The organism is Nocardia sp. BMG111209, assembly GCF_000381925.1.
Lineage (GTDB): Bacteria > Actinomycetota > Actinomycetes > Mycobacteriales > Mycobacteriaceae > Nocardia.
In genome coordinates, this window is sequence record NZ_KB907307.1 from 2,918,078 (window position 1) to 2,932,635 (window position 14,558).

Consider the following 14,558-nt stretch of genomic DNA (forward strand, 5'->3'; position numbering starts at 1 on the left):
CGCACCGCGCGGCTAGGCCCGCGCGCGCTCCACCCGGATCGGCTCGACCGGGCCGACGCCACGAATATCCCGCTCCCCCAGCGACTTCAGTTCGAAGCCCGGATGCCCGGCCAGTTCGCCGGCCACCTCCGGGGCGGCCAGCACGGTGTGCGGCTCGGCGAGGGCGGTGAGCCGGCTGGCCAGATTCACCGTGGGGCCGAACACATCTCCGAGATAGTGCAGCACCGAACCGTGGGCCAGCCCGATCCGGACCCCCGGAATCAGCGAGTCGGTGGCGAACCGCGCCGCCAGCCGGGTCGCGATATCGGCCAGGTCGACCGCGGTGTCGGTGGTGAACAGCACCTCGTCGCCGAGCATCTTCACCACGTTGCCGCCGCAGTCGGCGACGATCTCGGTGGCGCGGTACTCGAACCGCGCGATCAGCCGCTTCAGATCGATGTCCGAATACGACCGGCTCAGTTCGGTGAAGCCCACGATATCCGCGAAACCCACACCGGCGACGGGCATCTCGGATTCGGCGGTCTCGTCCAACCGGCCGATCGCGGTCGACACCTGCCGTCGCCACATCTGCCCGAGTACCCACTGGGCCTCCGGCATCCGCAGCACCAGTTGCTCGACCGCGTCCCGGCCCACGGCCCGGGAGCGGTCCCGGTGACTGGCGACGATCTCCATCTGCAACTGCGCCAGATAGCCGATCGCCCGACTGAGAATCCTGGTGAGCCGCAACGATTCCGGCTCGTCGAGCGCCCCGTCGGTGACGTAACCGGTGATCAGGCGCAGCAGTTCGACGTCGGAGGCGGTGAATTCCAGCGCGCCGTCCGGGGCCTGGGGGTAGCCCAGCGCCCGCCAGTACCGGCGGGCGCGTTGCACCGTGACACCCGCGGCGGTCGCCGCCTCGGCTGCGGTGTAGCACAACGGTTCCCCGAGACCCGGGGGCACCGGTCCCGAGTCACCGGGGCCCGGCGGGATCGAGTCACCGGGGCCCGGCGGCATCGGATCGCCGGGGCCCGGCAGTACCGAATCGCCGGGGCCCGGCAGTGTCGAATCGCCGGGGCCCGGCAGTACCGAATCGCCGGGGCCCGGCAGTGTCGAATCGCCGGGGCCCGGCAGCGGCGAATCGCCGGGGCCCGGCAGCGGCGACGCGGACACGGCCCACCGCTACCGGTCGCCGGTGCCGAGGGCGCGCACGAAGTCCGGCGGTAGCAGCACGTCCGAGCGGCTCAGATCGTGGATCGAGCTGTGCCCCAGGGCCAGTAGCGTGGAATCGATACCGTTGCGCAGCACGTCGAGCACGTTCTCGACGCCGGCCTGGCCGTTGGCGGCGAGGCCCCACAGGTAGGCGCGGCCGATCATCACCGCGCGAGCGCCGAGGGCCACGGCCTTCACCACATCGCTGCCGCGGCGGATGCCGCCGTCGATCACGACCTCGAGCTGATCGCCGACCGCGTCCACGATCGCGGGCAGCGCGCGGATCGAGGCCGGGGTGCCGTCGAGGTTGTTGCCGCCGTGGTTGGACACCGAGATGGCGGCCACTCCGGCGTCGACGGCGCGCCGCGCCTCGTCGACCCGGTAGACGCCCTTGAGCAGCAGCGGGCCCTCCCACTGTTCCACCAGCCAGCGCACATCGTCCCAGGACGGCGGCGCGGTGTTCATCCATTCGCCGTACGCACCGAAGAAGGTCGGCACCGTGCCGTCGGCGGCGGCCATATTCGGCGCGGTGAGGTCCGGGATGTGCCCGGTCCGCGCGAACGACCACAGCCAGCCCGGCCGGCGCAGCGCCTCCGGCGCGAAGCGCATGGCCTCGCGGAAGGTGAGCTTCTCCGGGATGTGCGGGCTGCCCCAGTCGCGGCCGTAGGAGAACGACCAGTCCAGGGTGAGGATGATCGCCAGCGCCCCGGCCTGCCGGGCCCGGTCCAGGCGGCGCAGCATATCGTCGCGGGACCCGATCCAGTAGAGCTGGTAGAAGGTCTTCGGATTGGCGGCGATCACATCCTCCACCGGCTTGCTCGCGAACGAGCTCAGCCCCATCGCGGTGCCGCGGGCGGCGGCGGCGCGCGCCACGGCCACCTCGCCGTCCGGATGCACCGCCTGCACCCCGGTCGGGGAGATGATCACCGGCAGCGAGATCTCCTGTCCCAGAAAGGTGGTGGACAGGTCGCGCTTACCGGACATGCCCGCGGTCAGTGGCGCGAAGCCGATCTCGTCGAAGGCGCTCATGTTGTCCCGATAGGTGACGCCCTTCTCCGAACCGGCCAGCAGCGCGCTGTACACCGACGGCGGCAGTCGCTTCTGCGCGCGACGCTGCGCCTCGGCCACGGTCTCGAACCAGCCACCGGCCATGAAAGTCTCCTTGTTGCAGTATTGTTCGGCGCGGCCCGGTCGGGCCGCGATGGAATGTGTTGGTGCGTCTCAGTTGCCGCGCATGCGTGGGCGGACGAACTTCGGGCGCAACGGCTTCCAGGTTCGGTTTCGCACGCACCCGGTATAGACGCCGGCGCCGTAGGCCACGTCGTCGGCGAGCCGGTACGCGGCGGTGCGCAGCGGACGACCGTCGGCGCCGTCGCGCAGGCCGGTCGCCAGGAGCAGTGCGGCCAGGGCCAGCCGCCGGCCCCAGCGGCGCCGGCCGCCGGGCAGGGCCGCCGCCAGTATCAGCGGCGCCGCGAACTGCGTTGCGTATCTTCCGGTTTCGACGGCGGTGCGGTGGACACCGGCGGCTGTCGCGCCGAGGGCGAGATCGGCCGGCACCCCGGCGCGGTCGAGCGGCACCGCGACGGTGGCGGCGCTGCCGATCGCCCCGGCCAGCGCCAGCGACGGCCGCCGGGCAATCAGCCCGAACACCGTCAGCACCGCCCAGGGATGCACGATCAGCGGCGGCACGCTGCCCGGATGCAGTTGTGCCAGTGGCGCGGCCGAGGTGCCGTAGCGGAAGCGCCGGGCCAGCAGCCGCGGCAGCGCGACCGGCTCCTCGTGCGCGACCCGCACGGCCGGGTCGTAGCGCACCCGCCAGCCCGCCTCGTGCAGCCGCCACACCAGGTCGACGTCCTCGCCGACACGCAGGTCGGGATCGAAAGCCTCACCGTCCCAGCCGACATCGAGTACGGCGCCGCGGCGCACCAGCAGCGCGGCGGTGGGTACATAGGCCACCGCGCCCTGCGGCTGCACCCGCGCCGGGCGGTCACCGAGATCCAGTCCGCAGCGGCGGGTATGTCCGCCGGTGGGCAGCGTGACGATCCGCGGCGCCACCGCGGCCACCACCGGATCGGCGAAATGCCCTGCGAGACTGTCGATCCAGTCCGGCTCCGGCACACAGTCGCTGTCCAGGAAGGCGATCAGCTCGGTGCGGACCCGGCGCAGCGCGGTGTTGCGCGCCGCTGCGGGACCGCGGTTGCGGTCGTGCCGGATCAGCGTCACCCCCGGGCGGTCGGCCACGGCGGCCAGCGATACCGGATCGTCGGAGCCGTCGTCGATCACGACCACCGGATAGTCCGCGCCGAGGGCGTCCAGGCAGCGCGCCAGCATGGCGGCGCGGTCGCGGATCGGGATCACCACGGTGAGATTGGGCCGGACCTCCGGCCGCGGCGGCCGCGGATGCGCGAGACCCGAATCGGTCAGCCGGCGGGCCAGCACCCCGGCGGCCCGGCTGGTCACCGGCCCCGCCTCCAGCTGCTGCCACAACCGGCTCCCGGCGGGGGTCAATCGCAGGACGCGCGAAGGGGTTCCGCCCCACCAGAGATTCCCGGGCAGCAGTCGCACGCTCGCGTCCGGTACCACGTGGAATCCGGTCGGCAGTGGATCGATCGCGCTGAGTGTTGTAGCCAGCGCATAGTTCTCGGTCACAGTGACAGCCCTCCGTCCGCGGAAACGATCGAACCGGTCATCGCCCCGGATTCCGCACCGGCGAGAAATGCCAGCACCGAAGCGATCTCGGCAGGTTCCAGCAGCCGGCCCACCGGCTGCTGGTAAGCGAACCGCCCCGGTTCCGGCAGTCCGTACAGCCGAGCGGTCTCGGCGAGAATCGCGGTATCGGTCGAGCCGGGACTGACCGCGTTCGCGGTCACCCCACTGCTGCCGAGTTCCGCGGCCAGTGCCCGGATCAGTCCCGTCACACCGGCTTTCGCGGCGCAGTACGCCGCCAGCATCGGCAGTCCCTTGGTGGCCGCCGCCGAGGCGATCGCCAGGAACCGCCCCGATCGCGGCTCGGGCCGCGCGAGCAGCGCGGGTATCGCCGCCCGCGCCAGATTCATGACGCCGCCGAGGCAGATGTCGAGGACCACCCGTTCCTCCTCGACGGACTGCTCCCACAACGGAACTCCGCCGGTCATCACGCCCGCCACGGCGAGCGCCGCGTCCAGCCCGCCCCAGTTGTCCACCGCCGTCGTCACCGCGCCGCGCAGCGCCTCGGTGTCACGCACATCGGCGATATACGAAATAGCCTGTCCCCCGGCCTCTTTCGCGGCCAGCACCACGGCCTCCAGCTCGTCGCGGGTGCCCATGGCGTACGGCAGATGCGGATCGTCGGCGGCCAGGTCGACGGCCACCACCGACCAGCCGCGCTCGGCCAGGGCCAGCACGGTCGCCGCGCCGATACCGCGCGCGGCACCGGTCACCAGAGCCACCCGGCCCGCGCCGCGCCCCGGCTCCGAATCCCGATCGCTCATGCTCGCACCTCGTCCTTCGTCCCGGGTCGCGCACCGGCCGCACGCGGATGTGGAATGGTCTCGCCCACAGCGCAGGTCCGCGGCCACGGACCCGGCGGCGTCATCGGGACGCGACGGCGGCGGACGGTTCGCGCCATGTGGTCACCTCCCGGAGCAGTGCGGTGGTCAGGGTGTCGAGCAGGGTGGCGCCCTCGGCGGCGGTGGCGCCGGTGGGGTCGCCGAGGATGCCGGATTCGCTCACGGCGCGGACACCGCCGGAGCGGAGGTCCGGCATCAGTTCGGTGAGCGGGCTGGTGTTGCCCGGGACGGCGCGGGCCGGATGGACCGCCTCCGGCCGCAGCGCCAGCAGCAGCGCCGTCTCGGTGCGGCCCGCATGCGGGTCGCCGGACCAGCGCGGCGAGAAGACTTGCACGTCACGGGTTTCCGCGCGCAACCGAGCGGCCGCGCGGGCCACCGGTGCGGCGTTGCCGCCGTGGGCCGAGACGAACAGCAGATGCTCGAAGGTGTCGCAGGCGGACCGGCCCAGTTCCAGCAGCAGCAGTTCGGTGGCCTCGAGGCCGATCGACAGCGTGCCCGGGAATCCGGCGTGCTCGCCACTGGCGCCGTAGGCCACCGGCGGCGCGACCAGGACGTCGGCGCGGGACCGCGCGAGCCGATCGCACAGTGCCACCGCGATATCGGTGTCGGTGCTCAGCGGCAGATGCGGTCCGTGCTGCTCGGTGGCGCCGATCGGCACCGCCAGCAACGCACCGGCGGCCGCGCGGTCGCGCACGTCGGTCCAGGTCAGGTCGGCCAGGCGGGTCATGGTCGCCGTCTCCCCGATGCCACCAGGCTCGACAGCACCGCCGCCGAACTGTCCAGGGCCGCACCGGAACCCGACAGGGCCGCGGCGGTGGTGACGGCGAGGACAGCGGAACCGAAGGGACGAGCCATGACTCAGCCCCGGGCGCCGGTATCGGCCAGGGTGGCCGCGAAATCGGACAGCGGGTTCTCGTCGCAGGCGCGCTGCGGCATGCCGGGCAGGCCGAGGGTGACCTTCTTGCCGCGGTGCGAATGGTCACCGGTGGGCTTGGGGGCGACGGTCCGGTCGGCGGTCGCCAGGGCCGATTCGCCATGGCCGCGTACGCATTCCGGATCCGGGCCGTCCAGCGGCAGGCCGGTGAAGAACTTGGCGGCCATGCAGCCGCCGCGGCAGCTGTCGTAGGCCGAGCACGAGGTGCAGGCGCCACCGGTCTGCGGGCGGCGCAGCTCGGTGAACAGCTCCGACTCCCGCCAGACCCGCTCGAATCCGCCCGGGGTGCGGACGTTTCCGGCGAGGAATTCGTCGTGGATGGCGAACGGGCAGGCGTACACGTCGCCGACCGGGTCGACCAGGCACACCACGCGACCGGCGCCGCACAGGTTCAGGCCCGGCAGCGATTCGCCGTAACCCGCGAGGTGGAAGAAGGAATCGCCGGTCAGCACCCGCTCACCGTGACCGAGCAGCCAGTCGTACAGCTCGCGCTGCTGGGCCGGCAGCAGGTGCAGGTCGTCCCATACGTCGGCGCCACGGCCGGACGGACGCAACCGGGTCAGGCGCAGCTGTGCGCCGTAACGGTCTGCGATGGCGGCGAACTCGTCGAGCTGAGCGACATTGTGCCGGGTCATCACGACCGACAGCTTCATATCCTTCGCACCCGCGGCGGCCAGCCGGTCCAGCGCACGCATCGAGGTGGCGTAGGAGCCCGCGCCGCGCACCGCGTCGTTGATCTCCGCGGTGGCGCCGTCCAGCGAGATCTGCACGTCCACATAGCTGTTGCCGGCGACCTTGTGGGCCGCCTCGTCGGTGATGCGAATACCGTTGGTGGAGAACTTGACTCCGACGTGGTGGTCGGTCGCGTAGTCGACCAGTTCCCAGAAGTCCGGGCGCACGGTCGGTTCCCCGCCGCCGATGTTCACGTAGAAGACCTGCATCCGCTCGAACTCGTCGATCAGCGACTTGCATTCGGCGGTGGTCAGTTCCCGCGGATCGCGCCGGCCCGAGCTGGACAGGCAGTGCACGCAGGACAGGTTGCAGGCGTAGGTCAGTTCCCAGGTGAGGCAGATGGGTGATTCGAGCCCGAACTGGAACTGTTCGACCAGGGGCAGCGGGGTGGCGGTCACTGCGGATCGGTCCTTTCCCGGATCATGTCGGAGGCCGCGAGGGCGGCGAGGGCGTTGCGGTAGACGGGCAGGTCGGCCTCGGTGAGCCCGGCCGCCAGACAGGCGTCGCGGGCACTGCCGGATTCGGCCAGGCCCTGCAGGACCGTGAACAACGTGCGGTTCTTCAGGAAGGACAGCCGCCGGTTGCCGAAGTGGTAGAGCATCGCGCCGAACCGTTCGGGCCGGATCGACACCAGCTCCGAGACCTGCCAGGCGGCCTCGAGGTCGAACGGGGCGGGCGCCGCCGGGGCAGCGCCCGCGGCGGCGCTCAGCTCAGTAGACACCGCACATTCCGTCGATCGACACCTCTTCGACCAGCAGATCGTCGAGGAGTTCGGTGGACTGGTCGACCTTGTTCTCAGCCATGTCGGCCTCCTTTTTTTCGTGTGACGGTAATCTCGTTCTCTTTGTAAGATAATGTCATGACGTGACAGAAACAAGACCCGGTCCGCGCGGCCGGCCCCGGCGCACGAGCAATCGCAATCTCGAGCTCATCGCGCTGCGGCTGTTCGCCGAGCAGGGCTTCGAGGAGACGACCGTCGACCAGATCGCGTCCGCGGCCGGGGTCAGTCCACGCACCTTCTTCCGCTACTTCGAATCGAAGGCGGCGGTGCTGCTGAACGAGTTCGACCAGGAAGTGGGCACCATCCGCGCCCTGCTCGCCGAATCGCCGGACGAGCTGTCGGTGATGGATTCGGTGCGCCGGGCCGTGCTCACCGCCAACACCTACAGCGCCGAGGACGTGCCCGAACTGCGCGTCCGGGTGGGCCTGCTCGGGTCGGTTCCGGAACTGGCCGCCAGCGCGGCCGTGCACTACGACGCCTGGGAGCGCGCGATCAGCGAATTCGTCGCGCAGCGCACCGGCGGTTCACCGGACTCGCTGGCCGCGCTCGCCGTCGGCCGCGCCACCCTCGCGGTGTGCCGGGCCGCCTACGACCGCTGGGTGACCGAGGCCGAGGCCGACCTGATCGTCTATCTGGACGCCGCGCTGTCGGCGCTGCGAGCCGGATTCGACGACGCCACCCTCGGCGTGCCCGGTCCCCTCACGAAAAATTGAAGATCGCCGCGCCATGATGAGCCGTGTGCCGTCAATGCCTGGAGCGAAACGCCCAAACTCGGCATACTGCACATCGGCACACCGGACGGGGTAGGGATCGAATGCGGACGCACGAGAAGAGAACACCGATCATGCGCCGGCTGGCGCACACCGCCGCGGTCTCCGCGCTGGCCGTCGGCGGCGCGGCCGCGTTCACCGCGCCGGCCGCGGCCGGCAACGCCGAGATCCACTATGTGGCGCTGGGAGATTCGTTCGCGGCGGGCAGCGGGGTGTTCCCCGAGCGCGATCTGAACAACTGCCTGCAATCGCAGGTCGACTATCCGTCGCTGGTCGCACAACAGTTGCACGCCACCACCTTCCGCGACGCGACCTGCGGGGGCGCCACCCTGGCGAATCTCTACGGCCCGCAGCCGGCGCTGATCGGCGGCGGCGGGGCGACCCCACCGCAGTTCGACGCGCTCACCCCCGGCACCACCCTGGTCACCCTGACCATGGGCGGCAACGACATCGGGCTCGCGGCGCAGGCGCTGAACTGCTTCAACCCGCTGCCGCAGCCCTTCGGCCACTCCTGCACCGAGGGTTTCACCGCCGGCGGCGGCGACGGGATGGGCGATCGGCTCGCCGGGCTGGTTCCCACGTACGGCCGGGCACTCGACGACATCCATGCCCGCGCACCCCGCGCCACCGTCCTGGTCGTCGGCTATCCGACCGTCTCGTCGCCCGGCGGTTGCCCGCAGCAACCTGCCTGGCCCGCCGACGTGGACTACCTGAACAGCGTGCTGGCCCGCCTCAACGATCTGCTGCGTACCGCGGCCGCGCGGCACGACGCGCACTACGTCGACACCGCCGCGCCCAGCGTGGGCCACGACATGTGCGCGGCCCCGGACCGGCAATGGGTGAACGGGCTGATCCCGTCCCTGAGCACCCCGTCGGTGGTGCCGCTGCACCCCAACACCCTCGGTGAGCAGGCCATCGCCCGCGAGGTCGTCGCCGCCCTCGGCTGAACCGGACCCGATCAGTCCCGGCACAGCGCCGGACGTTTGCTGTCGAATCGCCAATCCGGAATCAGATACCGCATGGCGACCGCGTCGTCACGACCGCCGAGACCTTCGCGCAGATACAGCTCGTACGCGGCCTCGACCCGCTCCGGATCGAGTTCGACCCCGAGCCCCGGCGCGTCGCCGACGGTGAGCCGACCGTCGCGGATCACCGGCGGCTCGACGGTGAGCCGCTGCCCGTCCTGCCAGATCCAGTGCGTGTCGATCGCGGTGATCTCGCCGGGCGCGGCGGCGGCGACGTGGGTGAACATCGCCAGCGATACGTCGAAGTGGTTGTTGGAGTGCGACCCCCAGGTGAGCCCCCACGCCTGACACAGCTGCGCGACCCGCACCGAACCGTGCATGGTCCAGAAATGCGGATCGGCCAGCGGAATGTCGACCGCGTCGGCCTTCACGGCATGACCGAGCTCCCGCCAATCGGTGGCGATCATATTGGTGGCCGTCCGCAACCCGGTGGCCCGCTTGAACTCGGCCATCACCTCACGGCCGGAGTAACCGTCCTCGGCCCCCACCGGATCCTCCGCGTAGGCGAGCACATCGGCGAGTTCCCGGCCCAGCGCGATGGCGTCCCGCAGCAACCACCCCCCGTTCGGATCGAGCGTGATCCGCGCATCCGGGAACCGCTCGGCAAGGGCCCGCACCACCTCCGCCTCCGCGGGCCCGGCCAGCACCCCGCCCTTCAGCTTGAAGTCCGTGAACCCGTACCGCGCGTGCGCGGCCTCGGCCAGCCGCACCACCGCCGCCGGCGTGAGCGCCTCCTCGTGCCGCAACCGCAGCCAGTCGTCGGCGCCCGCGGCCTCGTCACCGGGCCCGCGATAGGCGAGATCGGTCCGGTCCCGATCGCCGACGAAGAACAGATATCCCAGCGCCCGCACCCGATCCCGCTGCTGCCCGTCCCCGAGCAACGCCGCCACCGGCAACCCGAGATGCCGTCCGAGCAGATCCAGCAACGCCGACTCGACCGCGGTCACCGCGTGCACCGCGACCCTCAGATCGAAGGTCTGCGCACCCCGTCCCCCGGCGTCCCGCCCCCCGAACACCCGCCGCATATCCCCGAGCACCGCGTGGTGATCCCCGACCCGCCGCCCGACCACCAGCGCCCGCGCCTGCTCGAGCGTCTCCCGGATCGCCTCCCCACCCGGCACCTCACCGAGCCCGGTGTTCCCGTCCGAATCCTCGACGATCATCAGATTCCGCGTGAAGTACGGACCATGTGCCCCACTGAGATTCAGCAACATACTGTCGTGACCGGCCACCGGCACGACCCGCATCCCGGTGACCACGGGCACTCCGACAGACACGATCATCGCCAACTTCCTGCCGAGGTGAGCGGGCCGCCCACGGCCACGCGGCAATCACGCACCCGAAACTAACCCCCACCCCGATACCCGTCCAACACCGAAGAGGCATGGCCCGATACCCGATCGGCACCGGTTCTGTGTGCGGCCGCGCGGTCGCGGGGTGCGTCGGCGCACCTCAGCCGCGCTGGGGTCCCGGGTCGAGGGTCAGTTCGCTCGGCCGCCACACCGGTCGCCAGTACGCGTCGCTCTCGGCGTCGCGCTGTCTGCGCCGGGCGATGTTCGCATCGACCTCGCGCTGCCGTTCGGCCGCTCTGGCTTCCGCCTCCCGGATCGCCTCGCCCAGGCGTACCTCGCCCTCGGCGGGGCCGATGATCGGAATGTTCAGCTTGCGCGCCGTATTGTGCCGGGAATCGGCCGCCTCCGGGGTGGCCGTCACCATCCACTGCACGGTCTCGGTGATGTTGACGGCGAGTCTCGCACCGTACGATTCGGCCCGCCGCCGCAGATCGAGCACCTCGGCATGCTGTCCGACGATCGCGATCCGGAGACTTCGCAGGTAACGCGCCTGCGGTGCCGGTGCGGGTTCGGCGCACGCGCGGATCACCTCGTTGATCCGCTCGGCGAGTTCGGGCAGCCCGAGCGCCTCGGCCAGCAGGTACATCTCGCGCCGGCGAGCGGGTGTCAGCGTCGACCGGTCGGCGCCTCGGTCTTCGGGAAAGGCCGCTTCCCATGCTTCGCGGTTCAGCGAACGCAACTGGATGCCGGTCAGCCCGGTCAACCGCGCCCGATCGGTGAGAACGCGTGCTTCGTCGTGGGTGAGCCGACCGTCCTCGACGGCATCGGACAGGGCCGCCCGGTACTTCTCGATCGCGGCCGGATCACCCGTCCGCGGTGCCGGCGATTGCGGAAAGGAATCCAGCAGTCCGGCGATCGAGGTACCCCGCAGCGGAACGGGCCGGCAACTGATCGAGCACTGCCGGAACACGGGCGCCGCGGAAGCGGCGGGCAGCGGTCGCGTGAGATGCAGCGGTCCGGGTGCGTTCCGGAGCAGCCACAGGACCACCGCACGGACCGCGCGGGCATCCTCCAGAGCGGTGTGCTGCCGGTCCAACCAGCCGCCGGTCGCCGTCTTGTACATCGCGACCAGACTGAACGCACGCCCGTCGAGTTGCCGGCGGGCGGTCTGGAGGGTGCAGATCCCCGCCGCATCCGGTAGCGGGATTCCGGCGCGGCGCGCGGCAGCGGCGAGAAAGCCCTCGTCGAAGTCGAGGTTGTGGGCGACGACCACCGTTCCGGTCAGGAAGGCGAACGCCTCGGACAGCACCTCACCGGTGCTCGGCGCCCCGGCCAGATCACTGTCCTCGATCCCGTGCACATCACGAGCGGCCGACGGCGAACCGGGATTGTTCACCAGGGTCGCGAACTCGTCCACCACCGTGCCGTCGGCGGTGAATTTGACCAGGCCGATTTCCACGATGCGATCGGTTTCGGGATCCAGGCCCGTCGTCTCGAGGTCGACGGCGGTGAATGTCACACCCGTCACCGGATACGAGGTCACCGTTCGCGTGAGCTGTGCTCGGTCGAATCCTCTTGCAGGAGCGAATTTTTCGGCTCGCGCAGCAGTGGCCGCAAGTGGACCGCGCACCGGTACGAGCGGTGGTGGCGGCGATGTGACCGGTCGACTGCGGGTGGGAGCCGACGCCAGGACCTGGCAGATCGGCGCCGCAGCGTCCGCGCGCGACACCTGGAGGTGCCAGCGCAATCCCTGTGCGCTGGTGAGATCCACTGTGCCGTAGAGCATGACGGGCAACAGCCGATTGTTCTTGTAGCGTCGATCCGGTCCGCCACGAACATTGACGTATTGCCAGGTGTGGTCGACCTGCGCCGCATCGCCGGGCGGGCTCGTGTTCTCGATGAACCGCGTCCGGCCGGGCTGCAGACCCAGATCGGCGTACGAGACATCACTGAAGCGCTTTCCCTCACGCACCAGAACGCGGTCCGGCAGGAAGTACAGCGCCGCACTGTCCGCGGTGAGCGAGGGGACGGCGATATTGGTCGTCAGTTGCTTCGGCCCCGACATCGATGCGGATGCGACTACGCGCCGCAACACATGTGCGGCACCGGAATTCGCCTTGTACTGGTAGGTGGTCGCCACCGCTCCGGACTGCAATACGCGCCAGATCCGGTGGGATCCGGTGAACCAGGCCCAGTTGGCCACCAATGCGTCGAACCACGCATAATGCTCGTCGCCGATGTCGTAGAAGAGCACGACCGTCCTGCGGGCCTTGTCGTTCAGGATCAGCCAGCCACACAACGGCGCGAGCACCAGCCAGACGATCGCTCCGAGAGGCATACCCGCGAACAGGCCGAGCACGAACGACGCCGCGACCGCCCACCATCCCCACGCCGTACGAGCCGCGGCGGCCTCGAGTTGGTCGACCACGGTTCCGCTGCCGGAGGGGGCCATCTCGAGGGCAGTGCTGCCGGTGACATCCGCCATCACGATGGCGCTGGGTGAGAATCCGGGCAACCACGCGGGCTGCGGTGAAATCGGCCGGCCCCGGGGCGGCGCGGCCGCGGACCGGCGACGGCCGCCCGGAGTTGCCCGGTAGTACACGCCGCCACGGCCCATGTGGACGTAGTTGCCGCGCGGTCCGCTCCCGACCCGGAAGCCGGGCACGCCGGCGCTCACGCCGATACCGGACTTGCTCAGGTTGAACCGAAACGGCCCCGCCTTCAGGCTCTTTCGGACATAGAAACCCAAATCACCCCTCCTGCGCCACGATCACACTGCTGCGACGGCCGATGTCATTGCCCGGCAACCACGTTCGCGTCGGCTCACCCCTGAAGCACGCGACCGTCAGATCTTAGGGTCCCGGCGGATCGAGTGCGGGCCGAACGGCGTAATTCGATCGGCGATCACCGGACCGCCGTCATGGCGGCCCGGTGCTCAGGCGGGGGCGGGGGCCGGTTCGGGGTGGGGGGTGGTGTGGAGGGTGAGGAGGCGGGTGGTGAGGGCGAGGAGGGCGGCGGTGACGACCGTGATGGTCATGGGGAGTCCGGTGGCGGGGCCGCCGAGGCCGACCAGGGGGGAGACCAGGGCGCCGAGGGTGAATTGGAGGGCGCCCATCAGGGCGCTGGCGGTGCCCTTGGCGTGCGGGGCGCGGGCCACCGCCAGGGCGGTGGCGTTGCCGGCTATCAGCGGGAAGACCGCGACCTGGACGAACAGGGCAGGGAGGACCGCGGCGGCGGGGGCGTGGGCGAGCAGCAGGATCAGGACGACGATGCCGAAGAGGAGCATCGTGGCTTGGCCCACGGTCAGGAGGGTTTCCGGGCGGATGCGGGTGGTGAGGCGGGAGGCCACCGCGCCGACGGCGACCATGCCGAGGGCGTTGGTGGCGAAGACCACCGTGTATTCGGTGGTCGACAGGCCCAGGACGTTCTGGATCACGAACGGGGACGCGGAGATGTAGGCCATCAGGGCGGCGAAACCCAGGGCGAAGGTGAGGGTGTAGCCGAGGTAGCCGCGGTCGGTGAGCAGGCCGCCGATCGCGCGGGTGGTGCTGGTGAAACCGCCGGTGTGGCGGCGTTCCGGGGCGAGGGATTCCGGTACCACCAGGATCGAACCCGCGAACATCACCGCGTAGATCGCGCCGAGCACCCAGAACTCCGGGCGCCAGCCGTGCGGGGCCAGCGCGCCGCCGAGCAGGGGCGCCACCACGGGGGCGAAGCCGCTGAGGCTCGCGAACAGGGTGAAGATGCGGGCCGCGGCGGCGCCGGCGGTCCGGTCGGCGGCGACGGCACGGCTGATCACGATGCCCGCGGCGCCGGTGCAACCCTGGACGAAACGGGCCGCGACCAGGACCCAGATATTCGGGGCGAGCGCGCAGGCCAGCGTCGCCAGCAGGGCGAGCGCGCTGCCGATCAGCAGCGGGCGGCGGCGGCCGAGGCGATCCGACAACGGGCCGATCACCAGCTGGCCCAGGGCCAGGCCGATCAGGAAGGTGGTCAGGGTGAGCTGGACGCTCGCCGCGCTGGTGTGCAGGTCCGCCGCCAGCCGGGTGAAGGCCGGCAGATACATATCGATCGAGAACGGCGCCAGCGCCGACAACAGCGCGAGCACCACCAACAGCGATCCGGACACCGCCGGCCGGCCGGGTCTCACCATGTGGCCACCTCCTTCTGATCCGCACCTCATTCAACAGCGGGGCCCGGACGGCGGCGGAATCGCGCCGGACCGCTGTGTCCCCCGTCACCTGCGAGATTGCCGTTCGCTTATATGCGTATTGAGATTCTCATGACC

At 70.8% G+C, this 14,558-nt stretch carries 14 protein-coding genes; 2 read left to right on the forward strand and 12 right to left on the reverse strand.

The window, feature by feature from the left end; genetic code table 11:
- Positions 1-12: 12 nt before the first annotated feature.
- The 9 genes from G361_RS43545 to mftA all read right to left on the reverse strand — a co-directional run bounded on the left by G361_RS43545 (position 13) and on the right by mftA (position 7,205).
- Positions 13-1,149: an adenylate/guanylate cyclase domain-containing protein gene (locus G361_RS43545; protein WP_019927604.1), complete on the reverse strand. Its 1,137-nt coding sequence runs from the start codon at positions 1,147-1,149 to the stop codon at positions 13-15.
- Between the two features lie 9 nt (positions 1,150-1,158).
- The gene (gene mftD, locus G361_RS0113455; protein WP_019927605.1) at positions 1,159-2,340 is read right to left on the reverse strand and encodes a pre-mycofactocin synthase MftD; all 1,182 of its coding nucleotides are present in this window, start codon (positions 2,338-2,340) and stop codon (positions 1,159-1,161) included.
- Positions 2,341-2,409: 69 nt separating this feature from the next.
- Positions 2,410-3,837, reverse strand: a complete 1,428-nt coding sequence (gene mftF / locus G361_RS0113460; protein ID WP_019927606.1) for a mycofactocin biosynthesis glycosyltransferase MftF — start codon at positions 3,835-3,837, stop codon at positions 2,410-2,412.
- Complete coding sequence (locus G361_RS0113465; RefSeq protein WP_019927607.1) at positions 3,834-4,658, reverse strand: mycofactocin-coupled SDR family oxidoreductase; 825 nt, start codon at positions 4,656-4,658, stop codon at positions 3,834-3,836. The genes mftF and G361_RS0113465 overlap by 4 nt, the downstream gene beginning before the upstream one ends.
- Positions 4,659-4,758: 100 nt before the next feature.
- Positions 4,759-5,463, reverse strand: a complete 705-nt coding sequence (mftE, locus tag G361_RS0113470; RefSeq protein ID WP_019927608.1) for a mycofactocin biosynthesis peptidyl-dipeptidase MftE — start codon at positions 5,461-5,463, stop codon at positions 4,759-4,761.
- Positions 5,460-5,591: a hypothetical protein gene (locus tag G361_RS51455; protein ID WP_255359805.1), complete on the reverse strand. Its 132-nt coding sequence runs from the start codon at positions 5,589-5,591 to the stop codon at positions 5,460-5,462. Before G361_RS51455 ends, mftE begins: the two co-directional genes overlap by 4 nt.
- Positions 5,592-5,594: 3 nt before the next feature.
- Positions 5,595-6,800 (reverse strand): mycofactocin radical SAM maturase, encoded by a 1,206-nt coding sequence (gene mftC, locus G361_RS0113475; RefSeq protein ID WP_019927609.1) that lies wholly within the window; start codon positions 6,798-6,800, stop codon positions 5,595-5,597.
- The gene (gene mftB / locus G361_RS0113480; protein ID WP_019927610.1) at positions 6,797-7,123 is read right to left on the reverse strand and encodes a mycofactocin biosynthesis chaperone MftB; all 327 of its coding nucleotides are present in this window, start codon (positions 7,121-7,123) and stop codon (positions 6,797-6,799) included. The genes mftC and mftB overlap by 4 nt, the downstream gene beginning before the upstream one ends.
- Positions 7,113-7,205 (reverse strand): mycofactocin precursor MftA, encoded by a 93-nt coding sequence (gene mftA, locus G361_RS47730; protein WP_019927611.1) that lies wholly within the window; start codon positions 7,203-7,205, stop codon positions 7,113-7,115. Before mftA ends, mftB begins: the two co-directional genes overlap by 11 nt.
- A gap of 61 nt (positions 7,206-7,266) precedes the next feature.
- Between mftA and mftR the strand changes: the two genes are divergently transcribed.
- Positions 7,267-7,896, forward strand: a complete 630-nt coding sequence (gene mftR, locus G361_RS0113490; protein ID WP_019927612.1) for a mycofactocin system transcriptional regulator — start codon at positions 7,267-7,269, stop codon at positions 7,894-7,896.
- A gap of 101 nt (positions 7,897-7,997) precedes the next feature.
- Positions 7,998-8,900 carry an SGNH/GDSL hydrolase family protein gene (locus tag G361_RS0113495; protein ID WP_081635380.1) on the forward strand — a complete coding sequence of 301 codons (903 nt, stop codon included), beginning with the start codon at positions 7,998-8,000 and terminating at the stop codon, positions 8,898-8,900.
- An 11-nt stretch (positions 8,901-8,911) separates the two neighbouring features.
- Here G361_RS0113495 and G361_RS0113500 read toward each other — a convergent pair whose 3' ends face one another.
- From G361_RS0113500 to G361_RS0113510, 3 genes are all read right to left on the reverse strand, one after another.
- Positions 8,912-10,261, reverse strand: coding sequence for an enolase C-terminal domain-like protein (locus G361_RS0113500; RefSeq protein WP_019927614.1), 1,350 nt, complete (start codon positions 10,259-10,261; stop codon positions 8,912-8,914).
- A 169-nt stretch (positions 10,262-10,430) separates the two neighbouring features.
- Positions 10,431-13,019 (reverse strand): DUF4236 domain-containing protein, encoded by a 2,589-nt coding sequence (locus G361_RS46940; protein ID WP_019927615.1) that lies wholly within the window; start codon positions 13,017-13,019, stop codon positions 10,431-10,433.
- Between the two features lie 186 nt (positions 13,020-13,205).
- Positions 13,206-14,423 carry a multidrug effflux MFS transporter gene (locus tag G361_RS0113510; RefSeq protein WP_019927616.1) on the reverse strand — a complete coding sequence of 406 codons (1,218 nt, stop codon included), beginning with the start codon at positions 14,421-14,423 and terminating at the stop codon, positions 13,206-13,208.
- Positions 14,424-14,558 lie beyond the last annotated feature (135 nt).

Coding starts and splice junctions, on each gene's coding strand:
- G361_RS0113500 (WP_019927614.1), bottom strand. CDS start 10,261: ATGATCGTGTCTGTCGGAGTGCCCGTGGTCACCGGGATGCGGGTCGTG.
- mftA (WP_019927611.1), bottom strand. CDS start 7,205: ATGGCTGAGAACAAGGTCGACCAGTCCACCGAACTCCTCGACGATCTG.
- G361_RS0113495 (WP_081635380.1), top strand. CDS start 7,998: ATGCGGACGCACGAGAAGAGAACACCGATCATGCGCCGGCTGGCGCAC.
- G361_RS0113510 (WP_019927616.1), bottom strand. CDS start 14,423: ATGGTGAGACCCGGCCGGCCGGCGGTGTCCGGATCGCTGTTGGTGGTG.
- mftD (WP_019927605.1), bottom strand. CDS start 2,340: ATGGCCGGTGGCTGGTTCGAGACCGTGGCCGAGGCGCAGCGTCGCGCG.
- G361_RS51455 (WP_255359805.1), bottom strand. CDS start 5,591: ATGGCTCGTCCCTTCGGTTCCGCTGTCCTCGCCGTCACCACCGCCGCG.
- G361_RS0113465 (WP_019927607.1), bottom strand. CDS start 4,658: ATGAGCGATCGGGATTCGGAGCCGGGGCGCGGCGCGGGCCGGGTGGCT.
- mftE (WP_019927608.1), bottom strand. CDS start 5,463: ATGACCCGCCTGGCCGACCTGACCTGGACCGACGTGCGCGACCGCGCG.